The following is a 24182-nucleotide window of genomic DNA, read 5'->3' as shown; positions in this document are numbered from 1 at the left end:
CGACGATTCCTTATTGGCTGTAACGCACGCCGATGAAGGCGCCCAGGCCGCCGGTGTTGTAGCCGTAGGCGGTTTCGTATTCGCGGTCGAACAGATTGTCGACGCGGGCCGTCGCGGTCCAGTTCCTCGCGAAGCGGTAGTTGGCGAAGGCGTTGGTGACGCCGTAGCCGTGCAGCGCTTTGGCCTCGGTGTTCGCCGGATCGTCGTATCTGCGGGAAACGATCTGCTGCTCCGCGCCCAAGGTCCACTTGCCCAGCTCCTTGCTGGCGGTGAAGTTGGCGCTCTGACGCGGGCGGCGCTCCAACCAATGGCCAGTGCCGTCATCGCGGGCGTCCAGCAGCGTAAGATTGGCGCCCAGATCGACTCCCGCCACCACCGTAGCGCCTTCCAGCGTCAAACCACGGATGGTTGCTCGATCTATGTTCTTCGGTACCCAAATCTCACTATCAGGGGCAGCTGGAGCCCAGTTTATCAATTGGTTAATCTTATTTTGGAATATGGTTACACTAAAACTCTGCTGACCTTTTCGATACTGCAGTGACAACTCCGTATTTTTCGAATCTTCCGGCTTCAGACTCGGATTCCCACTATATGGATAGTATAAGTCATTAAATGTTGGTGCCTTATAGGCGGTACCATACCCCACTCTTGCCATCCATCCCTCGGCAAATTTATAGCCATAGTCAAATTTACCAGTGGTTTTCCCGCCAAACTGATCGTCATGATCTCGGCGCAGGCTAGCTTGGAATAAATGCGCACCCTGATCAAACTGATATGTAGCAAATCCCGCATCCTGAGAACGTTTTGTTTCAGAATAGACATCGCTACTCTCGATCTTTTGCGTCCCATGGCTGATACCAAGAATGATATTGCCAACAGTAGTGTTTAGATCATTCTGCCAAAGCCATTCCTCTTGAGTCGTCTGATAGAGGTCGGCCCTAACATCAAAGTTACCATTATAAAAATTTTCTAGCTTATCCTGTGTTTTCGAAAAACGTAGTCTACTTGTCCAGACATCGCTGAACTGATTCTTCGACTCGATGCTCTGTCCCGTTAGGCGGCTCTTTGCTCTATCTTGCCCAGTCCATTTATTGGAACGATCCCAATCATTTATGGCAAAGGTCTGATACAGCCTCAACGTCAAATCATGACCTGGCGCCAATGTCTGATTCACACTAGCAGTGTAACTATCGTTGCCATACCCATCATTATCGGGATTGTAATAGGTCTGATTACGCGGATTCGTTGCCGAAAAACCATCAGACTGGGCATGGGATAACTGCAGGCTGTAAGCAGTGTCGCCAGTTTTCCCATCAATGCCAGCGGTTAGCTTGCCGGTGCCGCGGCTGCCAGCCTCGAAACCGGCATTGAAGCGCGGCGCGCCCTCGCCCTTGCGGGTGAAGATTTGTATCACGCCGCCGATGGCGTCGGCGCCGTACAGGCTGGACGCGGGCCCACGCAGGATTTCGATGCGCTCGATCTGTTCCAGCGGAATGTTCTGGATGGCCGTGGTGCCGGTCGTCGCCGACGAAATGCGCATGCCGTCCACCAACACCACCGTGTGGTTGGAATTGGCGCCGCGCATGAAGATGCTGCTGCTGGTGCCCGGACCGCCATTGGTCGTGATGCTGACCGCGGCCTGGCGCGACAGCACCTGCTGCAGCGTCTGCGCGCCGCTTTCCTCGATTTCGTCGCGGGTGATCACGGTGGCGTCCGCCAGCGTCTTGGACAACGGTTGCGCGATGCGGCTCGCCGTCACGATCACCGGATCGCCGACAAACTGGGGCACGCCATCGGCCAGGGCCAGGCCGGAACAGGCCAGCGCCGTCAGCGCGGCGCAGGTTTGAAGCTTGAACATGAAAACACACTCCACGATATGAAAACGTTGAGTGCGAAGAGGGCAACAGCAGCAAAGGACGGCACGGCAGAACCGGAACGCCTGTCGAATCGCCTCCCCGCGAAACTCCAGTGGTCCACCGGCTTCCGGCCGGGGCGACGCAGGCCGGTCTCCGGGCTGGGCCTTGCCGGCGGCGCGCCTTCCCATTCTGGAAGCCTGCTCTCCGTCTTTTCCGGCAACGCCAGGCGAAAGATCGTGAACACGCGCCCAAAACAGTGGCTCTGCGCCGCCTGGGCGCCTACGCACCAGGCCTTACCGTTGCGGGGGCAGCGCCGGCCTTGCACCGGCTTCCCGTTTCATCCGCCCGCGCGTGGCTGCGCGGCTGCGGACACCTGCGAATCGTCGGATTATAACCCGCCGGACTTTTGGCGGCATCGCCCAAGCAGTAATATGCTTAGAGTCCAACCGACGCCCCGCGCCGGACCCACTCAACCGCCGGACCCCGTCCGCTCCCGCAGCAGGCCCATACCATGAACAGCAGCAAACCCCTGGATCTTTCCGCCCGCAACGCCGCCCGCGCCCGTCAGGCCGTCCTGACCAAGCCGCCCGGCAGCCTGGGCCAGCTGGAGGAACTGGCCTGCCGCTTCGCCGCATGGCAGGGCCGCGCCCAGCCGGAAGACCTGCGGCCGGCGATCACCGTGTTCGCCGCCGATCACGGCGTCACCGTGGAGGGCGTGTCCGCCTTCCCGTCGGCGGTCACCACCGAGATGGTGCGCAATTTCGCCAATGGCGGCGCCGCCATCTGCGTGCTGGCGCGCGCGCTGGACGCCCGCCTGGAGGTGGTGGACGTGGGCGTGGCCGGCGACGTGTCGGCGCTGCCCATCGTCCACGCCAAGGTCCGTCCCGGCAGCCACAACCTGGCCAGGCAGGCGGCGATGAGCGCCGAGGAAACCGAGGCCGCGCTGGAGGCCGGCCGCGCCGCCGCCCGCCGCGCGGTGGAAGCCGGCGCCAACCTGCTGGTCGCCGGCGACATGGGCATCGGCAACACCACCGCGTCGGCGGCGCTGATCTGCCGACTCACCGGCGCGGCGCCGGAACTGGTGGTGGGCCGCGGCACCGGCGTCGATGACGCCGGTCTCGCCAACAAGCGCCGCGCGGTGAAAACCGCGCTGGCCCGCGTGGCCTGGGAAAACCTCAGCGGACTCGACACCCTGTCCGAGCTGGGCGGCCTGGAAATCGCGGCGATCGCCGGCTTTTACCTGGAAGGCGCCCGCCTGGGCGTGCCGTCGCTGGTGGACGGCTTCATCGCCAGCGCCGCCGCGCTGTGCGCCAAGACCATCGATCCCTCGCTGCACGACTGGCTGCTGGCCAGCCACCGCTCGGCGGAGTCCGGCCACGAGCTGGCGCTGACGGCGCTGCAGCTGCATCCGCTGGTCGACCTGGGCATGCGGCTGGGCGAAGGCTCCGGCGCCGCCGTCTGCGTGCCGCTGCTGCAGCTGGCGGTCAAGCTGCACAACGGCATGGCCACCTTCGACGAAGCCGGCGTCAGCGGCAAGTCGGCATGAACCCCTATACCCTCACCCTGCTGCGCCACGGCGACATCGATCACGACGGCCGCCTGATCGGCCTGACCGACCTGCCGCTGACCGAGCTCGGACAGCAGCAGCTGGAACACAGCTGGAAACGCATCAGCAACCTGGCCCCGGTCACCTGCATCGCCACCTCGCCGCTGCAGCGCTGCCGGGAGTTCGCGGTCAAGCAGGCGCTGTCCGGCTCGCTGACGCTGAAGGTGGACCCGCGTTTCGCCGAGATGGACTTCGGCGGCTGGGACGGCCAGCCGGTGGCCGACCTGGAACAGGCCCACCCGGGCTGGGGCGACGCGCTGGCCGACGGCCGGCTCAGCCCCCCCGGCGGCGAAACCTTCGAGCAGTTCCGCACCCGCGCGCTGGCCGGCCTGGCCGACTGGATGACCGAGGCGCGCGGCAGCCACCGGCTGCTGGTGACGCACGGCGGCGTGATCACGGTGCTGATGGCCGAGCTGCTGGGCACCGAGTTCGCGGTGGCCAAGCTGATGACGGTGCAGCGCGGCGGCTTCGTCCAGCTGTCGATGTTGGAGGGCCATCCGGCCTATCTGCTGCGCCTGGAGTCGGCATGCGCGGACTGATACTGGCGGTGCAGTTCCTGACCCGGCTGCCGACGCCGCAGCTGGCCGATTTCAAACCCGAGTGGCTGGCGGCCAGCGCGCGCTGGTTTCCCGCCGTCGGCGTCATCGTCGGCGCGCTGCTGCTGGCGGCGCTGCAGCTGGGCAGCCTGGCCGACCCGTGGCTGGCGGCGCTGCTGGCGCTGCTGGCCTGGGTCATGGTCACCGGCGGCCTGCACCTGGACGGCCTGGCCGATCTGGCCGACGCGCTGGGCGCGGCCCACCGTTCGTGCGAGCGCTTCTTCGAGGTGCTGAAGGATCCGCACCTGGGCAGCTTCGGCGTGCTGTCGCTGCTGCTGGCGGTGATCGCCAAGCTGGTGCTGCTGATGCTGATCGCACGCCAGGCCGGAACGGCCTGGGGCCTGCTGCTGGTCCCGGCCTGGGCGCGCGGCTTCGCCGTGATCTGGTCAGCCACGCTGCCGGCCATCGCGCCCGGCAGCGGCGAGCGCTTCGCCTGGCGCCGCGACTGGGCCGGCATGGGGCTGAACCTGGCCGCGCTGCTGGCGCTGTCCGCCTGGCTGGCCCCGGCGCTGCTGCTGGCCCCGCTGGCCGGCCTGGCCTGGCGGACCTTCCTGCAGCGCCGCCTGGGCGGCATGACCGGCGACTGCCTGGGCGCCGGGGTGGAGCTGTGCGAGATCGCGATGTTGGGATTGTTGCTGTGGCGGGTGCCGGCACCCTTCGGCTGGCTACATTAGCCCCCCGCGAAAACGACGACGGTCCGTTTGCATGGTCACAAAACCGCACCAGGCCTCGATGATTGTGAGGCGCCCGCTTTCCTCTTCTGGCCGCGCCGTCCAGACCGTCAAGGGCAAGGTCTTGAGCTGGCGCGTGTTTGAGGCGCGCGACGTTGGCGCGTGCCAAGTGCGCCAGCGCCTTGCCCTCGGCTTTCTGGGCGGGTGTGCCCGGCCGGCAGGGGCGGCCTGGGGTGGCGAGCGTGCGAATCTTTGGATTCGCTCGGCGCAAGGCTGGTCGCTCAGCCCCTTTGCCTGCTCGGTGGGCAGCCGCGCCATGCCAATCCTCCGTCCGCGCAGCGGCCTCCTTCCCCCTGCTTTTCAAAGTCCAAATAAAAAACGCCGCCCCTTCTTCAACGAGGGAACGGCGTCGCTACCAAAACGCGAACCGCTTACAGCGTGCCCGCCACCTTCTTGTTGCGCATCAGGCACAGCATGTCACAGGCGATGTGGGCGGCGGCGATCGCGGTGATCTCGCTCTGGTCGTAGCTGGGCGCCACTTCCACCACGTCCATGCCGACGATGTTCAGATCGCCCAGGTTGCGGATGATCTTCAGCGCCTGCGCGGTGGTCAGGCCGCCCGGCACCGGGGTGCCGGTGCCCGGCGCCGCGGACGGGTCCAGACAGTCGATGTCGAAGGTCACGTAGACCGGCGCGTCGCCGATGGTCTTCTTGATCTCGGCGATGGTGGCGTCCACGCCGTTATCGTGCACCCAGGGCGCGCCCAGCACGTTCAGGCCCATGAAGTCGTCGTTCCAGGTGCGGATGCCGACCTGCACCGATTTCTTCGGATCGATCAGGCCTTCCTTCACCGCCTTGTAGAACATGGTGCCGTGGTTCAGGCTGTCCGGGCTGTCGTCCGGCCAAGTGTCGCAGTGCGCGTCGAAGTGCAGCAGCGCCAGCGGCTTGCCGTATTTTTCGGCGTGCGCGATCAGGAGCGGGTAGGTGACGTAGTGGTCGCCGCCGAAGGTCAGCATCTTGGCGCCGGAGGCCAGGATAGTGCGGGCGTGCTCGATGATGGACGGCTTGATGGTCAGCGGGTTGTGGGCGTCGAACCAGCAGTCGCCGTAGTCGACCACGGCCAGGTCTTCGAACGGATCGAAGCCCCACGGGTAGGGCTTGAGCTCGGCCAGCTGCACGCTGGCGGCGCGGATGGCCTGCGGACCCATGCGCGCGCCGGAACGGAAGGTGACCGACAGGTCCAGCGGAATGCCAGACACCGCCACGTCCACGCCTTCCAGGTCGCGGCTGTAGTTGCGGCGCATGAAGGACAGCACGCCGGCGTAGGTGTTTTCGATGGAGGAGCCGTACAGGCCCTGACGGCGGATGGCGCCGTCGCCGTAGATCATTTCATCACTCATGCCACTCTCCAGGCGAGAGTACGCCGCAGGCGGTCAAGATATTGATTCCGCATCATTTTGCAGCGATTGCCGTCCATCTTGCACAGCCGACGGCTTGAGGCTGCCGCGCCCCGTGGCGCGGAAAACCCGAAGTGTGCCGCGATGACGCGGCAGGTTCAAGTAAAGACTAAAAGCCGGCGGGGAAAATGCCGCGGACGGCGGTCCGGATCAACCGCTCTGCGCGACGACGCGCGCGCGCCGCGACGACCAGCGGCCGCGCCACCAGCGCCAGCGCAGCTTGACGTCGTACCAGGCGGGCCTGAGGCCCAGCAGGAACAGGAACAGCGCCAAGGGCAGCGTGAAGCCGAAGCCCAGGTGCTTGAAGCCCAGCGCGCCGACCACGCCGCCCAGGAAGAAGGCCAGCAGGATCAGCGCGTAAACGCGGAATTTCTTGCGGTTGGAGCGCACCGCCGCCACCCGCGGATTGGCCTGGCGGTTGTAGTAGCTCATCTTGGCCAGCTCGATGCCGAGGTCGGTGGCGATGCCGGTCATGTGCGTGCTGCGCAACAGCCCGCCGGACAGCTTGGTGACGATGGTGTTGTGCATGCCCATGATGAAGCACAGCAACATCACCGTCGGCGGCGTGAACAGGCCCTTGTGCAACGACAGGCCGGCGCCCAGCAGGCCGAACACCAAGAGCAGCAGCGCCTCCTCCATCATCGACACGCCGTAGCCGCCGCGCAGCCGCTGCCGCCGCGCCCACAGGATCAGCCAGGTGCTGTGCATCGCGCCGCCGACGAAGCAGCACAGCATCACCAGCAGCGACAGCGCCAGGCGGATCTCGCCGGTGGCCCAGGCGTCGGCCATGCCGGACACGATGCCGGACACGTGCGAGGTGTAGCGGTGCACCGCCAGGAAGCCGCCGGCGTTGATCGCGCCAGCGATGAAGGCCATCGCCCAGCCGAGCTGGCGCAATACCCTGTCGTTGAAGCGGCCGCGGTCCAGCAGCCGGGTGATGTGGAAGTGTCTGGCCATGGGGAATCTGACAAACGAAACGGCGGCCTGTTGCCGCCGTTGTCGATATTGCGCCGCGGCATGCGCGCTTGGCAAGCCGCAGGATCAAACTTCTCCCCGATGGGGGTCCGCTCAGCAGCCCTTCAGCGCGATGCCGGGCGTCAGGCGCTTCTGCAGCGCCTTCAGATGCTCGGCCTGCGCCGCGTCCAGGTCCTTGAAAGTCAGCGTGGTCATCTTGGCCGGCTGGTCCTTGGACTTGACCACCGCCTTGTCGTAGCCGGCGGCCTTCAGGCGCGCCACCAGCGTCTTGGCGGCGTCTTCCTTGCCGAACAGGCCCAAAGACAGATTGCCCTTGAACTCGTCGTTGCTGACGATGTAGTTGTCGAAACCCTTGTCCTTCAATTCGGCCGACAGGGTCTTGGTTTCGGACTGGGTGGCCAGCGGCGGATAGTACACCCAGAAACGGCCTGACCCCTTGTTCTCTTCCTTGCTCTCCTCCTGCAGCTGGCCCGACTTCAGCTTCAGCTGCGGCACGCCGCCCTTCACCCGCGACAGCAAGCCGTCGTTGAGGCCGGACCAGCGGTAGCAGGCGAGCGCCTCGGGCTTCTTGTCCTGGGCCGGCTTTTCCTGCGGCTTCGCGGCCGGCTTATCCAGCGCCTTGGCGGCGGGCTTGGACGCCTCCGGCTTGCCCGCCGGTTTGGCCTCGGCCTTGGCCGCGCTGGCGGCAGTCTTGCTCTCGTGCAGCGCCTGGGCGGCCGGCGCCGACGCCGCGGGCGCGCTGGCCTGTTCCTTGGATGCGGAGGCGTCCGGCTTCCAGTTGGCCGGCAGCAGCTTCACCTGCCCGGGACTGACTTCCTGGGCGTGCACGTCCAGCGGCGGCCTCTGCTTCAGAGAACCGTACATCGCCACCACCAGATTCAGCACCACCACCAGCGCCACTAGCCACTTCATCACGTGTTCGCCACCTTGAGTAATCCCATCAGCACCAGATTATCCACGATCTGCATCGGCGCCGCGAGCCAGGGCGCGATGCGGGCGGCGTCGCCTCCGGTGAGAATCACCGTGGCCGGCGCGCGTCCGGTGCGTTCCGCCAGGCGCCGCCGCTGTTCGGCGATGGCCCCGGCCAGCGCCGCTATCGCGCCGCTGGCCAGCGCGTCCTGCGTGCCCTGCGGAAAATCGACGACCTCGCCGGCCGGCCGGTTCAGATTGGCCGTGCCCTGGGCCAGGCTTTGCAGCATCAGCCCATGGCCAGGCAGGATCAGGCCGCCCAGATAATCGCCCTCGGCGGTCAGCGCCTCCACCGTCAAAGCGGTGCCGGCGCAGGCGACGATGACGTCGCCGCGGCACAACTCACGCGCGGCCAGCACCGCCAGCCAGCGGTCCGCGCCCTGCTCGGCCGTGTTGCGGTAATGGTTGCGCACGTCGCCGAATCGGCGCTCGGCGTGCACCCGGTGCAAGGGGCAAGGCACGGCGGCCGCCAGCGCGTCGGCCACTTCGCGGCGCGCCACCGACGACATCCAGGCGCCCGTCAGCGGCAGATCGCGCCAGACCGCGGCCAGGCCGGCCAGCTCGCCATGCTCGGCCGCGCCCTGCCGCACGCAATCCTCGCCCTGGTACAGCGCCCATTTCACCCGGCTGTTGCCGGCGTCTATCAGCAATTTCATTGGCGCTCCCTGAGACTGACCTCGCCGATATGGAAAGACCGCGTCCCCTGCGCCGTTTGCGCCAGCAGCGCGCCGTTTTCGGCCACGCCGCAGGCGACGCCGTCCACCGGCTCGCCATGAGAGAAGCTCAGGCGCACCGGCGCGTCGCGATGCGCGCACAAGCGCCACCACTCGTCGCGCAGCGGCGCGAAGCCGTCCCGGTCGAAATCGGACAGCACCCGCTCCAGCTCATTGAGCATGGCGGACAGCACCCGGTTGCGGTCCGGCGCGACGCCGGCCTGCTCCAGCGCCGCCACCGGCTGGTCCACCGCCCCAGGATCGGCGACGTTCAGGCCGATGCCGACCACCGCGGCCGCCGGTCCCAGCGCGTCGCCGGACACCTCGATCAGGATGCCGGCCAGCTTGCGACCTTCCAGCAACACATCGTTCGGCCACTTGAGCTCGACCGGCGCGCCCAGCGTCCTCAGCGCGCGGCCCAGCGCGACGCCGATGGCCAGCGACAGGCCGGCCAGCTCGGCCAATCCGCGTTCGAAACGCCACAGCAGCGAGAACGTCAGGCCCGAGCCCAGCCGAGCCTGCCAACGCCGCCCCAGGCGGCCGCGGCCCGCGGTCTGCAGCTCGCAGGCCAGCACCAGGCCATGCAGCCCGCCATTGCCGGCGCGCGCCATCAGCTGGCTGTTGGTGGAGTCGGTGCGCTCGGCCACCGCCAGCGTGAAGGCTTCGGCCGCGGCCGGCGACAGGCCGGCGCGGATCGCGGCGACGTCCAGCCAGCCAAAAGGCTGCGCCAGCTTGTAGCCCTGCCCTCGCACGCTGAACACGGTCAGGCCGAGCTCGGACTCTATCGTCCGCACCGCTTGCCACACCAGCGTGCGCGAACAGCCCAGCGCCTGGGCGATGTCCTCGCCGGAATGAAAGCGGCCGTCGGACAAGTGACGCAGCACCGCGAACGCATGCTCGCTCACGCCTTGCCCTCGGCGGCGCGGATCTGGTTCAGCGTCTTGGTGGTGGAGGTGTCGAACAGGAAGGGAATGGAATGCACCTGGCCGCCCCGGGCCAGCGTTTCGCGGCTGCCCACGATCTTGTCCACGGTCCAGTCGCCGCCCTTGACCAGCACGTCGGGCTTGATCTGCTCGATCAGCTCCGCCGGCGTGTCGGCGTCGAACCAGGTGACCAGGCTGACGCTCTCCAGCGCGGCCAGCACCGCGGCGCGGTTCAGCTCGCTGTTGATCGGCCGGTCGTCCCCCTTGCCTTGCCGCTTCACGGAGGCGTCGGTGTTCAGCCCCAGCACCAGGCTGGCGCCCAGCGCGCGCGCCTGGGCGAGATAGGTGACGTGGCCGCGGTGCAGGATGTCGAAGCAGCCGTTGGTGAACACCAGCGGCCGCGGCAAGGCGGCCAGGCGCTCGGCCAGCCGCTCCGGCGGACAGATCTTGTCTTCGAACGACGGCGACGGGTAAATCATGCTTTTCCTTGCGCAGAAGCCGGCGCCGACGGCAAGTCATGCCGAGGCCGCGCGGCGCCATGAATCGGAACGGATCGCGAAGCATACCACCGTCGCCGCCGACTGCCCAACTCCGGCCGCCTCAGGGGCAGGTGAGCGCGGCGCCCGCCAGCGTGACGCCGGCCTTGGCCGGCTGCTGGATATAGCCGGTGGTCTGCAGATTGAACGACAAGGCGTAGCTGGCGCCGCGGCTGTCGCAGAGGCGAAAGTCGCCGGTCTGGCCCACCGCGACATAGGGCGGACGGGGATTGAAGCTGATGCTGGACAGGGATGCCCCGCCGGAGGTGGCCGCGTTGATGGTGGGCGAAGAGCCGAGGGTCAGCGGCTGAGCTTGTACCCGCACCGAACTGGCGCCGCCTTGCGGCAGTTCGAAAATCGCCCAGCCGGCACTCCAGCTGGTGCCGCAACTAGACGCCGAGCCGGCGTTATAAGGACAGATGGTCACCACGTCGTCGTTGCTGATCGACAAGGACCGCGCCTGGTTCATCGCGCTGATCAGCTGGTCGCGCGTGCTGTTCAGCCTTTCATTTTGGACGAACACCTGCCAGGCCGGCATCGCCACGGTCAGCAACAGCACCGCCACCGCGATGGTCACCATCATTTCCACCAGGGTGAAGCCCCCATCCTCGCGCACGCCCATAGCCGGCATCCCTCAGTGCGGCCAGCAGGTGCTGGACGTATCCGCGCCCTGCGCGTTCTGCGCGCTGCGAATGCCCGTGCTGCCGACGCTGAAGCTGCCGCAGCTGGTATCGGCGGCCTGCAAGCCGGAACTGACCGGCGTCGCCGTCAGCGTATAGGCGCTGGCGGTGGTGGACGAGGCGATCTGCACCTGGTAATAGCCGTTGGGCGAGGCCGTAGTCACCGTGCAGGCGGCGTTGTTGTAGGCGAAATACTGCGAATAGCACTGCTCCATCTGCGCCTGCGCGGTGGTCAGCGCCTGCCAGGCATCGCTGCGCCGCGAACGCTGCGCGTAGCCGGTATACATCGGGTAGGCGATGGTGCCCAGGATGGCGACCACCGCCAGGGTGATCATCAACTCGACCAGCGTAACGCCGCGCATGCCTCTCTCCTTCCCGATGGCCCGCTCTACAGGATCTGCCACCATCCGCTCCACGAATAATATTGCTGCGACGGGCTGCTGCTGGTGCAGCTCAGCTTGCCGTTGGCGCAGTTGTTGCGGCTGGAGCTGTTGCCGCCGCCCACCAGGATGCTGGCGGTGTAGCCGCCCTGGTTGGACACCACGAAGGCGGGGGTGGAGGCGAAGAAGCTGCCCAGCTGCACGCCCGACAGCGGCTGCTGATTGTAGACGTCGCTGCTGTTGACGAGGCCGTCGCCATTGGCGTCCAGGAAAGGCTGGGACGGCGGTCCGCCGGTCGCGTAATTGGACGACATCAGGAACGATGAGCCGCCGGCGGTGCAAGGCGTCGCGGACGGCGAGAAAGTCGTATACACCACGTTGCCGGCGAACAACTGGGGATTGGTCAGCATCCGGCTGCCGCTGCCGGCGAAGCTGAGCGTGTAATACCAGCCGTACAGCGTCGGGCAGGTTCTCCCCACCACGCAGTTGAGCGGCGGATTGGGGCTTTGCCAGTTGTACAGCGAGGAGGAGACCGTGGTGCTGGGGAAACCGGACACCGAGGTGGTGATCGCGGTCTCCGTCTGCTGCAACAGGTTGGACGGCGTCAGGCTGGTGATCGTCATATTGTCGTAGATGGCATAAAAGGCCTGGGTATTGGTGTTGGTCAGGTCGGACTGGGCCAGCAGCTGGCCGGTGCCGAAGAACACCATCATGCCTTTCTGCTTGGGGAAGTTGGGGTTCAGCGTCGCCGCCGGCGCGGAGGTGATCGGCTGGTGGTTGCCGCTGCTGTCGGTGGCGGTGAACAGCAACCGCACCGACCAGTTGGCCGGATTGGCGCTGGACACGTTGATCGCCCACAGATTGCCCTGCAGATCGCCGGCATAGACGGTGTCCACCGCCGCGCCGGCATTGCCGCTGCTGTTGACCGCCACCACTTCGGACAAGCCTTGCGGCGCGCTGCTGCTGCAGGCCGCCGGCACCGAGCTGCACAGGTCTATCTTGGCCAGCGTGGCCCCGGTCTGGGGATTCACCGCATAGAAGATGGCGTGGTTGCCGCTGCTGGCGTAGCCGTTGCCGAATAGCACCGCGAAGGCGTTCGAACCGTTCAGGCGGGCGATGGTCGGCCGGCCGAAGGAATAACCCATGCCGCTATCGCTGAACTCCCACAGCGCCGCATTGGCCAGCGCGGTTTCCGACGTCAGGCTGGAGGGCGATGTGACGTCAAGCGCGTAGATGGTCTTGCCGCCGCCGCCCAGCCCGCCCGCCAGCACCGAGTGCCAGGAGCCGTCGGCGAACATCACGTCCCCGGCCTGGGGCGAACCGTCGACGAAATAGATATGGTTGCTGTTGTACGAGGTGCTGGTGAGCTGATACAGGTTGGCGAACACGCCGTTGGGCACGAAGGCGAAAGCCTCGTTGCCTGTGCTGGCGTTGAAGGCGTGCACCATGCCGTCGTTGGCGCCGACGTAAAGCATCGGCGTGCGGTTGGCGTTGTTGCTGATGAAGGTCTGGTAGCTGGAATCGATATAAGGCCCGTCCGGCTTCGCGACATAGACCGGCCCGCTGTCCACGATGTCGCCCAAGAGATGGCTGCGGTTGCGGAAGGCGCCGCCGTTGCGCGCCTCCTGCGAGGCATCGCCGCGCAGGTAGTTGACGCGGAGGCTGCCCTTGGTGTCCGAAGGCTGCAGTTGCGACTGCTGGGTGCTGTTGATGCCGATGACCCCGGTGGCCGGCCAGCGAAATGGCACGCCCTTGTTGTTCACCGCGTCCCAGGTGGCGATCAGGCGGGTATTCTGCCAACCGCTGCCGCTGGCGAAGGCGTCCACCTGGGTTTGCGCGCTCCAGCTGGCCGAGGTGCTGACATTCAGGCCGCCGCTGGTGCCGAGCGCATAGGCGGCCAGATCTCCGGTCCAGTCGCTGTACGGGGTGTCGCTGGGGTTGAAGCTGGCCAGGAAAGCCTGGGTATTGGTGCTGAGCGTGGTGCTGTTCAACGCCACCGAGGCCTGGTCGTAGCTGCCCTTTTGTATCTGCACCAGGATGGAGCCCAGCGCGCTGCTGAATGCCGCCGGACTGACCGCGGGATAATAGGAGCCGGTATTTCCGGCCACCGCCATCGCCGTCAGCGTCTGCGCCGCCGTCGGATTGGTGGCCGGCGCCACGCCCGCGCCCAAGCCGATCACATAGGTCTTGATGCCGGCGCTGGCCAGGGTCTGGATCTGGCTGATGGCGTCCAGCAAAGCCTGATCGTTGGTGCCGGCGATATTCAGCGATCCGTCGGCGTTGAAACTGGCTGTCACGCCGTAGCCGGTGGCCGCGGCGCTGCCCGCCGGCGGCCAGTAATATCCGCTCTTGTCCTGAGTCGGCAGGCCGTCGGTGATCAGCACCACGTATTTCTGCGGTGTGCAGCCGCTGCTGGACGACGTGCTGGTGAACGAGGTCTGCGCGGTTTTCAACAGCGCGTAGATCGGCGATTGTCCCGCCGCCGCCTTGATCTCCGACGTGCTGGTGGAATTGGTTTCCGGCTGCAGAAAGGGCGAGAAGCTGTTGTAGGCGCTGGTGAGCTGGCTGGCCGACGGGCTGCCCAGATTGGTCATCGCCACATTGGTGGCGGCAGCGCTGTACGACTGCGAGCCCCCATAACCCCAGCCGCGCTGCGCGTACAGCACCTGCGGCGTGAAGGGAACGTAGCCGGCATTGGTTGGGGAAGTGCCCCAACCGGAGAAACCGCCGGGCGCCATCAGGCTGTAAGACACGGTTACCGAGCCGGTCTTGTAGCTGTTCAGCGAGTAGTAGCTGTAGGGATTGCTGGGGCTGACCGTGCCATAGGTCATGAACACCGGGTTCAGCCCCGAGCTGTACAGCACATCATTGATGCTGGCGTCGTCGCTGGTGGCCGCCACCGTCATGTACTGGGAACCGTTCACTGTCGTTCCGCTGAGTCCCAGGCTTGAGGCGACCGACGCGCAGTTGCTCTTTACCGTCGACAGCGACGTACCAAGCGACAGGTAGCCATAGCAGGGGTTGAGAACGGTATCGGTGGTGCTGGTGGCGGTCGGCGAGCTGGTGAAGCCGAAACCGCCCGGCGGCGACATGTAGTACACCCAGGTGGTATTCAACGAGGTGCGGCTCATCTGATAGGACAGCAGCGCGAAATCGGTGGTGGCGAGGTAGGTGTTCAGTATCGACAGTATTCCGGCCTTGGCCACGTTGAGCCGCGACGGACTGTTGTCGGCCAGTTGCCCGCCCGACAAGGTCGAGGTGTAGGGCTGCATGCTGCCGGCCGCCCCGCCCGTCACCGGCGGCGTGAAATTGGCCGGCACCGGGTAGTTGACGGGCGAGGCCGATCCGGTCAGCCCGCCGACCGCTCCGGAGCCGGTCAGCAAGGCGCCGCCGCGGCCGGTATAGGTGGAGGAAAAGCCATTGCTGCAGTTGGCGCCGCTATTGCCGGTGCCGTTGCAATAGGTGATGGTGCTGCCGTCCATCGATTCGGAATTGGTCACCGCGATCACCACCTGCGGCCGCGCCGGCGTCGAGATGGTCAGCGGAACCTGGGAGATCGCCAGGGTCGCGGTGGAGGCGCCCCGCACCCACAGCGCCGCCAGCGCCAAGCCTGCCAACAGGATGACGCTGCCGACGATGCGCATCAGGGTGGTCCGGTTCGCCATATCCGCCTCACTGCGTGAAAATCGCCTGCACCACCACGGGACTGGCGCCGCCGCTGGTCGCCACCCGGGCGGTGACCCGGTAATTGTTGCCGCCGGCCTGCTGGCCGTAAATGCCGCGGTTGCCGCAACTGGTGCCGGCTCGGCACGAGGCCGGCATGCTCTCCACCACGTAGCTGCTGACGATGCCGGAAATCGCCGGCGTGCCGGTGTAGCCGGCTATCGTCTTGGTGGCATCGCTCCAGAACGTCGCGCTGTACAGATTCTGCTGCCAAACCGGCGTCGCGCTGGCATTGAACTGGTAATAACCGTTGTTGCCGGCGACGGTGAAATTCTGGCTGGCGAAATTGCCCTGCAGCATTGAAGCGTAGGCCTGCCGCAGCGTGCCCTCCGCCAGCTCCAGATTGTTCTGGTACTGGATATTGTTGCTGGCCATGTGCAACTGGCCCAGCGACTGGCTGCTGCCGGCGAGGCCGAGGATCATGATCACCAGCATGAAGACCAGCGCGACGATCAGCACCACGCCCTTCTGCCTTTGCGGAATCGTCATAGTCCGGCGTTCCTCAAGGAGACGGTCATCGTGTACACATGCCTCAGGCGGGTATCGCACGGCACGACCACCGTGCTGCCCAGCACGCTCCAACTGGTCCGATTGGCACAACCAGTCTTACCTGTCGCCGGCGCGGATCCCAAAGGCCCTTCCAGCAGGGCCGCTATCCGCAAACTGTTGACCTGCGCCCAGTTGCTGACCTGGCTAGCCGGCAAATACTGCGTCGTCACCCCCGGCGAGCCGCCCACGCCATACCACACTTGTAGGGCATCCACTCCCGGCACCACCGGCGTCAGCTGCCAGCTGGACGCGGTGCCGTCATACACCGCCTGGTAAAGCGCGCTTTGCGCGCCGGTCGCCTGGCTGACGAAGTACGCGGTCTGCGACAGCGGCGCCGCCACCGAGCCCACCGGGAAATCGGTATCCAGCGCCTGGCGCAGATTGATCACGCTGCCGCCGCTGGCGCTGCCCACGCTGCTGACCTGCAGGATAGACGCATGACCGCAATTGGATACCGACAGCAGATTGTTTGCCGCCACATTGGACGCGGACAGGGTTTGCAGCGCGGTCGCACCGGCGGAGGCATAGGCATTCACCCAGACCGGCACCGAGCCATTGGTCTGGCCGCTGAAAACCAAGACATCGCTGCCCTTCGCCACCAGCCCCTGCAGGCTGCCGTCCAGGGTCGGCGACCAATCGGTCAGCGTGCTGTCGTTGCTGCCGTTGAGAGCCGTCAGCGTCAGCGTTGACGAGGCCAGCACGGCGTCGTAGCCGACCACTGGCGTATTGAAGTTGCCCAGCAACCCTGTCGCGGCCACCAGCGCATTCGACGTGGTGGCGCCTGAGCAGCCAAAGAACCCCGCCGAACGGGCGGTCTGGGAAATCACGCTGGACAAGGTGGCCCCTGCGTTCTGCAACATGCCCTGACCGGTATTGGTGGAGTAGTCCTTGCGGCCGCCCACCATGATGCCTACCAAGGCGGTCAGCAGCAGCAAGCCGATGGTGATGGCCACCATCAGCTCCACCAGCGAGAAACCGGATTGCGCGCGCCAGGTTTTCACATGATGGTCCTCACCGTCACGGACTGGAGGCTGCCGCCGCTCACCGCGTTGCCATCCGTCCACCATACCTGCACCACGCGCTCGGTGCTGCCGCCATTAGCCGGCTGGTAAACGCTGCCGGTGCCGCTGGGCAGATTATTCTGCAGATCGCTCAGCCATTGGTACTTGTCATAGGTGGCCATCGTCGCCGCGCTGCAAGCCGATGTGGCGCAATCGCTTTGCAGGGTGGAGAGACTGGTTCCGGATGCGACATCGTAGTTGCCGGCGCTCACCTGCGCGGAATTGGCCCGCATTCGGTCGACCATGTCATAGGCGTACTGGTTGGCCATCTGCCGCAGATAAGCTGAGCCGCTGGCCCGTTCCGCATTCAGTATCACGGCGATGGCCGCTAGCACGCCCATCGCCAATACCAGCAACGCGATCAGCACCTCCAGCATGGTGAAACCCGCAGCGCACCGCCCCTGCCCCCTTCGCATCCCAGCCTCCATTGCCCCACTGTCATTTCCAGCATAGCCGCGTGGACATGGCAAATGGCGACGCCTCCGACAAAAGGATGGATGCCGGCGATGGACGGCAGGCCAGCTTGCAAGCCGGAAACAGCAAAGCCCCGCCAGGCAACTGGCGGGGTTTTTCATGGAAACGGGCAGGAAGTCGCGCGATCCGCGCGCACAATGCAAAAACCCCAGCTCGTCTGAGCTGGGGTTCTGCGTATGGGGCGTCTGGCGGTGTCCTACTTTCACATGGCGAATGCCACACTATCATCGGCGCTAAGGCGTTTCACGGTCCTGTTCGGGATGGGAAGGCGTGGGACCACCTCGCTATGGCCACCAGACATAAACTGGTCAAACTCAAGAAGCCTGAACCAGAGATCCTCTCTGATTCTGAATATTCGGTATCTGATCGTGTCGCACACACGCTATCTTCGCGCCTTGGATTCTCCAAGCCACTCAAATGATAGGATCAAGCCTCACGAGCAATTAGTATCGGTTAGCTTCACGCCTCACAGCGCTTCCACACCCGACCTATCAACGTCCTGGTCTCGAACGACTCTTCAGGGAGGTCAAGCCTCCAGGGAAGTCTCATCTTCAGGCAAGTTTCCCGCTTAGATGCTTTCAGCGGTTATCTCTTCCGCACTTAGCTACCCGGCAATGCGACTGGCGTCACAACCGGTACACCAGAGGTGCGTCCACTCCGGTCCTCTCGTACTAGGAGCAGCCCCCGTCAAACTTCCAACGCCCACTGCAGATAGGGACCAAACTGTCTCACGACGTTTTGAACCCAGCTCACGTACCACTTTAAATGGCGAACAGCCATACCCTTGGGACCGGCTACAGCCCCAGGATGTGATGAGCCGACATCGAGGTGCCAAACACCGCCGTCGATGTGAACTCTTGGGCGGTATCAGCCTGTTATCCCCGGAGTACCTTTTATCCGTTGAGCGATGGCCCTTCCATTCAGAACCACCGGATCACTATGTCCTGCTTTCGCACCTGCTCGACTTGTCGGTCTCGCAGTTAAGCTACCTTTTGCCATTGCACTATCAGCACGATTTCCGACCGTACCTAGGTAACCTTCGAACTCCTCCGTTACACTTTGGGAGGAGACCGCCCCAGTCAAACTGCCTACCATGCACTGTCCCCAATCCGGATCACGGACCAAGGTTAGAACCTCAAACACACCAGGGTGGTATTTCAAGGACGGCTCCACCAGAACTAGCGTCCTGGCTTCAAAGCCTCCCACCTATCCTACACAAGTCTGTTCAAAGTCCAATGCAAAGCTACAGTAAAGGTTCACGGGGTCTTTCCGTCTAGCAGCGGGGAGATTGCATCTTCACAAACACTTCAACTTCGCTGAGTCTCAGGAGGAGACAGTGTGGCCATCGTTACGCCATTCGTGCGGGTCGGAACTTACCCGACAAGGAATTTCGCTACCTTAGGACCGTTATAGTTACGGCCGCCGTTTACCGGGGCTTCGATCAAGAGCTTGCACCCCATCACTTAACCTTCCGGCACCGGGCAGGCGTCACACCGTATACGTCCACTTTCGTGTTGGCACAGTGCTGTGTTTTTGTTAAACAGTCGCAGCCACCGATTCTCTGCGACCTCTCAAAGCTTCGAACGCGAAGTCCTACACTCTAAGAGGCATACCTTCTCCCGAAGTTACGGTATCAATTTGCCGAGTTCCTTCTCCTGAGTTCTCTCAAGCGCCTTAGAATTCTCATCCTGCCCACCTGTGTCGGTTTGCGGTACGGTTCTTGTGTAGCTGAAGCTTAGTGGCTTTTCCTGGAAGCGTGGTATCAGTCACTTCAGGTCCGTAGACCCTCGTCATCACGTCTCGGCGTTAAAGAAGGGCGGATTTGCCTACCCCTCACGCCTACCGGCTTAAACAGACTATTCCAACAGTCTGATGACCTAACCTTCTCCGTCCCCACATCGCACTACACAAAAGTACGGGAATTTTAACCCGTTTCCCATCGACTACGCTTTTCAGCCTCGCCTTAGGGGCCGACTCACCCTACGCCGATGAACGTTGCGTAGGAAACCTTGGGCTTTCGGCGAGCGGGCTTTTCACCCGCTTTATCGCTACTCATGTCAGCATTCGCACTTCTGATATCTCCAGCATCCCTTACGAGACACCTTCACAGACCTACAGAACGCTCCCCTACCACGGACACTTACGTGCCCATCCGCAGCTTCGGTTATCAGTTTGAGCCCCGTTACATCTTCCGCGCAGGACGACTCGACCAGTGAGCTATTACGCTTTCTTTAAATGATGGCTGCTTCTAAGCCAACATCCTGGCTGTCTAGGCCTTCCCACTTCGTTTACCACTTAACTGATCATTTGGGACCTTAGCTGGCGGTCTGGGTTGTTTCCCTCTTGACGATGGACGTTAGCACCCACCGTCTGTCTCCCATGCTCGCACTTTCCGGTATTCAGAGTTTGCCATGGTTTGGTAAATCGCAATGACCCCCTAGCCATAACAGTGCTTTACCCCCGGAAGTGATACATGAGGCACTACCTAAATAGTTTTCGGGGAGAACCAGCTATCTCCGAGTTTGTTTAGCCTTTCACCCCTATCCACAGCTCATCCCCTAGTTTTGCAACACTAGTGGGTTCGGACCTCCAGTGCGTGTTACCGCACCTTCATCCTGGCCATGGATAGATCACTCGGTTTCGGGTCTACGCCCAGCAACTAAGACGCCCTATTCGGACTCGGTTTCCCTACGCCTCCCCTATTCGGTTAAGCTTGCTACTGAACGTAAGTCGCTGACCCATTATACAAAAGGTACGCAGTCACGGAACAAGTCCGCTCCCACTGTTTGTATGCATCCGGTTTCAGGTTCTATTTCACTCCCCTCCCGGGGTTCTTTTCGCCTTTCCCTCACGGTACTGGTTCACTATCGGTCGATCACGAGTATTTAGCCTTGGAGGATGGTCCCCCCATCTTCAGACAGGATTTCGCGTGTCCCGCCCTACTTCTCGTACGCCTAGTCCTTGGAATGTGTTTTCGTGTACGGGGCTATCACCCACTATGGCGGTCCTTTCCATAACCTTCCACTAACACAATCCATAACACGTACAGGCTGTTCCGCGTTCGCTCGCCACTACTTACGGAATCTCGGTTGATTTCTGTTCCTCGAGTTACTTAGATGTTTCAGTTCACTCGGTTCGCCTCCACTGACCTATGTATTCAGTCAGGGATCTCCTTGCGGAGGGGTTTCCCCATTCGGACATCGCGGGATCAAAGCTCTATTGCCAGCTCCCCCGCGCTTTTCGCAGGCTTACACGTCCTTCATCGCCTGTGATCGCCAAGGCATCCACCAGATGCACTTAGTCGCTTGACCCTATCATTTCAGTAACCTAAATCACCAAAACGACGGAGCGTGTTTGTGCGACGACTGCACCGCCCCTTTTGATATGGCGACGCAGCCTTAGATACAATCAAATACCCAAGATGACGATTTGTCCGCGTAAAGAGTTAACTCTACGCTTTCATCTCGCCGTCTTATATATTCGGCTTCTTCAGTTTGTTAAAGATCGGGCGTTTCAACAACGCAAACAGAATCAAACTTCTCAATTCGATTTTGTTTGCGGCGTATGGTGGAGGATGACGGGATCGAACCGACGACCCCCTGCTTGCAAAGCAGGTGCTCTCCCAACTGAGCTAATCCCCCAAACAGGTCAAATGGTGGGTCTGGTAGGACTCGAACCTACGACCCCTGCGTTATCAACACAGTGCTCTAACCAGCTGAGCTACAAACCCAGTTGACTGGCAGCTCAGCTGCCATGCCCTTAACGACAAATAACCGATAGGCTGTAAGTACTTGGCAATCGCCAGTCTCTAGAAAGGAGGTGATCCAGCCGCAGGTTCCCCTACGGCTACCTTGTTACGACTTCACCCCAGTCATGAATCCCACCGTGGTAAGCGGCCTCCTTGCGGTTAGCCTACCCACTTCTGGTGAAACTCACTCCCATGGTGTGACGGGCGGTGTGTACAAGACCCGGGAACGTATTCACCGCAGCATGCTGATCTGCGATTACTAGCGATTCCGACTTCACGCACTCGAGTTGCAGAGTGCGATCCGGACTACGATCGGTTTTCTGAGATTAGCTCCACCTCGCGGCTTGGCAACCCTCTGTACCGACCATTGTATGACGTGTGAAGCCCTGCTCATAAGGGCCATGAGGACTTGACGTCATCCCCACCTTCCTCCGGTTTGTCACCGGCAGTCTCATTAGAGTGCCCAACTGAATGATGGCAACTAATGACAAGGGTTGCGCTCGTTGCGGGACTTAACCCAACATCTCACGACACGAGCTGACGACAGCCATGCAGCACCTGTGTTACGGCTCCCTTTCGGGCACCAAGCCATCTCTGGCAAGTTCCGTACATGTCAAGAGCAGGTAAGGTTTTTCGCGTTGCATCGAATTAATCCACATCATCCACCGCTTGTGCGGGTCCCCGTCAATTCCTTTGAGTTTTAACCTTGCGGCCGTACTCCCCAGGCGGTCAACTTCACGCGTTAGCTACGCTACCAAGGATTCAAACCCCCAACAGCTAGTTGACATCGTTTAGGGCGTGGACTACCAGGGTATCTAATCCTGTTTGCTCCCCACGCTTTCGTGCATGAGCGTCAGTGTCATCCCAGGGGGCTGCCTTCGCCATCGGTATTCCTCCACATCTCTACGCATTTCACTGCTACACGTGGAATTCTACCCCCCTCTGACGCACTCTAGCTGTGCAGTCTCCAATGCCGTTCCCAGGTTAAGCCCGGGGCTTTCACATCAGACTTGCACAACCGCCTGCGCACGCTTTACGCCCAGTAATTCCGATTAACGCTCGCACCCTACGTATTACCGCGGCTGCTGGCACGTAGTTAGCCGGTGCTTATTCTTCAGGTACTGTCATCCCCGCCGGGTATTAACCAGCGGGATTTCCTCCCTGACAAAAGTCCTTTACAACCCGAAGGCCTTCTTCAGACACGCGGCATGGCTGGATCAGGGTTGCCCCCATTGTCCAAAATTCCCCACTGCTGCCTCCCGTAGGAGTCTGGGCCGTGTCTCAGTCCCAGTGTGGCGGATCATCCTCTCAGACCCGCTACTGATCGTCGCCTTGGTGAGCTCTTACCTCACCAACTAGCTAATCAGACGTCGGCTGCTCGTATAACGCGAGGTCTTTCGATCCCCCGCTTTCCCCCTCAGGGCGTATGCGGTATTAATCCGGCTTTCGCCGAGCTATCCCCCATTACACGGTACATTCCGACGCATTACTCACCCGTTCGCCACTCGTCAGCGGTGCAAGCACCCTGTTACCGTTCGACTTGCATGTGTAAAGCATGCCGCCAGCGTTCAATCTGAGCCAGGATCAAACTCTTCAGTTCAATCTCTTAGCAATTTCTGGCACGCAAGTTCAAAGAAATAACTGGTATTTCCTATCTCTTGCAGTGCAAGTATTCGGCTTTCGCCAAGCACTTACACCTATCGGTTATTCGTTCTGTTAAAGAGCAGTGCCGGTCGCTGCGTCGTCATCACCGGAACCGTTTCGTTTCCGCTGCTTCGTTCGCTGCGTCAGCTGAGGAGACGAACTATACCTGCGCCCCCGCCCTCGGTCAATAGGTTTTTTGAGAAAATGCGGAGATTTTCACTCATTGCTGCGCAACATGCTGATATGGAAAGAAATATGAAAATGAACTTTTTATTTTCATTTCTCCCGGCGCCGCGCAAAGGCCTTTCCTATCAATGTCCACGCAGATGAAACCATGCGAAAAGCCCCCGGTTTCGGGGGCTTTTCCTGCGATCGCGGATCCGCAGCCTGCCAATATAAGCGATCAGCTGCGGTAGTCCGCGTTGATCCGCACATACTCATAGGAGAAATCGCAGGTCCATACCCGCGCGCTGGCGGAGCCGCGTCCCAGCTCCACCCGCACGGTGATCTCGCTCTGGTTCATCACTGCCTGGCCCTGTGCTTCCTTATAGGCGGGATTGCGGCCGCCCTCGCAAGCGACCAGCACATCATCCAGATACAGGGAGAGCCGGTCGACGTCCAGATCGGCCACGCCGGCGTAGCCGATGGCGGCCAACAGGCGGCCCAGATTCGGATCGGAGGCGAAGAAGGCGGTCTTCACCAGCGGCGAACGGGCGATCGCGTAGGCCACGTCCTTGCATTCGGCCACCGAGCGGCCGCCGTTCACGTCCACGGTGATGAACTTGGTCGCGCCCTCGCCGTCGCGGACGATGGCCTGGGCCAACTCGATCGCCACTTCCAGCAGCGCCTGCTTCAACTGCTGATATGCCGGTTGCTCGGCCGAGTCGATCAATTCGGCGCCGCTCTGTCCGGTGGAGATCAGGATGAAGCTGTCGTTGGTGGAAGTATCGCCATCCACGGTGATGCTGTTGAACGACTGGTCGGCCACTTCGCGCACCAGTTGGTTCAGCATCGGGCGGGTGACGGCCGCGTCGGTGGCGACGAAGCCCAGCATGGTCGCCATATTGGGATGGATCATGCCCGACCCCTTGGCGATGCCGGTGACGGTCACCGCCTTGCCGCCGATGTCCAGCCTGCGGCTGGCCGCCTTGGCCAGGGTGTCGGTGGTCATGATGGCTTCCGCGGCCTCGGCCCAGTCGGCCTGGCGCAAGGCCGGCAGCGCGGCGACGATCTTGTCGGCCGGCAACGGCTCCAGGATCACGCCGGTGGAGAAAGGCAGCACTTGTTCGGTTTGCAGCTGATCCCGCTCGGCCACCGCCCGGCATACGGACAAGGCGCGCGCGCGGCCGTCGAAGCCGGTGCCGGCGTTGGCGTTGCCGGTATTGACCACCAATGCGCGAATCTGCACCCCTGCGGCCAGATGTTCCTGGCAAAGCTGCACCGGCGCCGCGCAAAAACGGTTGCGGGTGAACACGCCGGCGACGGTATTGCCCTTGTCCAGCTTCACCACCAGCACGTCTTTGCGGCCCGGGGTCTTGATGCCGGCTTCGGCCACCAGCAGCTCGACGCCGGCGACCGCCGGCAATTGGCCGGCTTGCGGGGGATTCAGATTCACAGCCAT

Annotated in this window: 17 protein-coding genes, 2 tRNA genes, 3 rRNA genes and 1 riboswitch; of the genes, 3 read left to right on the top strand and 19 right to left on the bottom strand. The window is 62.9% G+C overall.

Going from position 1 to position 24182, the window contains the following annotated elements; genetic code table 11:
• Positions 1 to 10 precede the first annotated feature (10 nt).
• On the bottom strand, positions 11 to 1858 hold the full coding sequence (locus CV_RS22595; protein WP_011134049.1) for a TonB-dependent receptor domain-containing protein: 1848 nt from the start codon (positions 1856 to 1858) through the stop codon (positions 11 to 13).
• Positions 1859 to 1982: 124 nt separating this feature from the next.
• A riboswitch (cobalamin riboswitch) is annotated at positions 1983 to 2248 on the bottom strand.
• A gap of 119 nt (positions 2249 to 2367) precedes the next feature.
• Here CV_RS22595 and cobT point away from each other — a divergent pair.
• From cobT to cobS, 3 genes are read left to right on the top strand one after another with little or no spacing between them, the layout of a single operon-like run.
• A complete protein-coding gene (cobT, locus tag CV_RS02435; RefSeq protein ID WP_011134048.1) occupies positions 2368 to 3402 on the top strand; it encodes a nicotinate-nucleotide--dimethylbenzimidazole phosphoribosyltransferase in 1035 nt (344 codons plus the stop codon).
• The gene (locus CV_RS02430) at positions 3399 to 4001 is read left to right on the top strand and encodes a histidine phosphatase family protein (protein WP_043595334.1); all 603 of its coding nucleotides are present in this window, start codon (positions 3399 to 3401) and stop codon (positions 3999 to 4001) included. Before cobT ends, CV_RS02430 begins: the two co-directional genes overlap by 4 nt.
• Positions 3989 to 4732 carry an adenosylcobinamide-GDP ribazoletransferase gene (cobS, locus tag CV_RS02425; protein ID WP_011134046.1) on the top strand — a complete coding sequence of 248 codons (744 nt, stop codon included), beginning with the start codon at positions 3989 to 3991 and terminating at the stop codon, positions 4730 to 4732. Before CV_RS02430 ends, cobS begins: the two co-directional genes overlap by 13 nt.
• Before the next feature lie 428 nt (positions 4733 to 5160).
• Here cobS and speB read toward each other — a convergent pair whose 3' ends face one another.
• The 18 genes from speB to argJ all read right to left on the bottom strand — a co-directional run bounded on the left by speB (position 5161) and on the right by argJ (position 24182).
• Positions 5161 to 6129: an agmatinase gene (speB, locus tag CV_RS02420; protein ID WP_011134045.1), complete on the bottom strand. Its 969-nt coding sequence runs from the start codon at positions 6127 to 6129 to the stop codon at positions 5161 to 5163.
• 207 nt (positions 6130 to 6336) lie between these two features.
• Positions 6337 to 7143, bottom strand: coding sequence for a YoaK family protein (locus CV_RS02415; RefSeq protein WP_080508903.1), 807 nt, complete (start codon positions 7141 to 7143; stop codon positions 6337 to 6339).
• A gap of 111 nt (positions 7144 to 7254) precedes the next feature.
• Positions 7255 to 8073, bottom strand: coding sequence for an SPOR domain-containing protein (locus tag CV_RS02410; protein ID WP_011134043.1), 819 nt, complete (start codon positions 8071 to 8073; stop codon positions 7255 to 7257).
• A complete protein-coding gene (locus tag CV_RS02405) occupies positions 8073 to 8786 on the bottom strand; it encodes a type III pantothenate kinase (RefSeq protein ID WP_011134042.1) in 714 nt (237 codons plus the stop codon). The genes CV_RS02410 and CV_RS02405 overlap by 1 nt, the downstream gene beginning before the upstream one ends.
• Entirely contained in the window at positions 8783 to 9748 is a 966-nt protein-coding gene (locus CV_RS02400) for a biotin--[acetyl-CoA-carboxylase] ligase (RefSeq protein WP_043595331.1), read from the bottom strand. Before CV_RS02400 ends, CV_RS02405 begins: the two co-directional genes overlap by 4 nt.
• Positions 9745 to 10245, bottom strand: a complete 501-nt coding sequence (gene rfaE2, locus CV_RS02395; protein WP_011134040.1) for a D-glycero-beta-D-manno-heptose 1-phosphate adenylyltransferase — start codon at positions 10243 to 10245, stop codon at positions 9745 to 9747. Before rfaE2 ends, CV_RS02400 begins: the two co-directional genes overlap by 4 nt.
• A 121-nt stretch (positions 10246 to 10366) precedes the next feature.
• On the bottom strand, positions 10367 to 10924 hold the full coding sequence (locus tag CV_RS02390; RefSeq protein WP_011134039.1) for a GspH/FimT family pseudopilin: 558 nt from the start codon (positions 10922 to 10924) through the stop codon (positions 10367 to 10369).
• Positions 10925 to 10936: 12 nt separating this feature from the next.
• Positions 10937 to 11344, bottom strand: coding sequence for a type IV pilin protein (locus CV_RS02385; protein ID WP_011134038.1), 408 nt, complete (start codon positions 11342 to 11344; stop codon positions 10937 to 10939).
• 26 nt (positions 11345 to 11370) lie between these two features.
• Positions 11371 to 15027, bottom strand: a complete 3657-nt coding sequence (locus CV_RS02380) for a pilus assembly protein (RefSeq protein WP_052278753.1) — start codon at positions 15025 to 15027, stop codon at positions 11371 to 11373.
• A gap of 7 nt (positions 15028 to 15034) precedes the next feature.
• Positions 15035 to 15574, bottom strand: coding sequence for a pilus assembly PilX family protein (locus tag CV_RS02375; RefSeq protein ID WP_043595328.1), 540 nt, complete (start codon positions 15572 to 15574; stop codon positions 15035 to 15037).
• Positions 15571 to 16635, bottom strand: a complete 1065-nt coding sequence (locus CV_RS02370; RefSeq protein WP_011134035.1) for a PilW family protein — start codon at positions 16633 to 16635, stop codon at positions 15571 to 15573. The genes CV_RS02375 and CV_RS02370 overlap by 4 nt, the downstream gene beginning before the upstream one ends.
• On the bottom strand, positions 16632 to 17111 hold the full coding sequence (gene pilV, locus CV_RS02365; RefSeq protein WP_011134034.1) for a type IV pilus modification protein PilV: 480 nt from the start codon (positions 17109 to 17111) through the stop codon (positions 16632 to 16634). The genes CV_RS02370 and pilV overlap by 4 nt, the downstream gene beginning before the upstream one ends.
• A 241-nt stretch (positions 17112 to 17352) precedes the next feature.
• Positions 17353 to 17467: ribosomal RNA gene (rrf, locus tag CV_RS02360) — 5S ribosomal RNA — on the bottom strand.
• A gap of 124 nt (positions 17468 to 17591) precedes the next feature.
• Positions 17592 to 20480, bottom strand: a 23S ribosomal RNA gene (locus CV_RS02355).
• Positions 20481 to 20734: 254 nt separating this feature from the next.
• Positions 20735 to 20810: transfer RNA gene (locus tag CV_RS02350), tRNA-Ala, on the bottom strand.
• Between the two features lie 12 nt (positions 20811 to 20822).
• Positions 20823 to 20899: transfer RNA gene (locus CV_RS02345), tRNA-Ile, on the bottom strand.
• A gap of 82 nt (positions 20900 to 20981) precedes the next feature.
• Positions 20982 to 22517 (bottom strand): 16S ribosomal RNA (locus tag CV_RS02340).
• Together the 16S, 23S and 5S rRNA genes with 2 tRNA genes alongside form the textbook arrangement of a ribosomal RNA operon.
• A 447-nt stretch (positions 22518 to 22964) precedes the next feature.
• Positions 22965 to 24182 (bottom strand): bifunctional glutamate N-acetyltransferase/amino-acid acetyltransferase ArgJ, encoded by a 1218-nt coding sequence (argJ, locus tag CV_RS02335; protein WP_011134033.1) that lies wholly within the window; start codon positions 24180 to 24182, stop codon positions 22965 to 22967.

It is taken from the genome of Chromobacterium violaceum ATCC 12472, from assembly GCF_000007705.1.
In the GTDB taxonomy this organism is placed as follows: domain Bacteria; phylum Pseudomonadota; class Gammaproteobacteria; order Burkholderiales; family Chromobacteriaceae; genus Chromobacterium; species Chromobacterium violaceum.
Note: the sequence above shows the minus strand (reverse complement) of the source record. Positions and strands in the feature narration are given on the sequence as shown.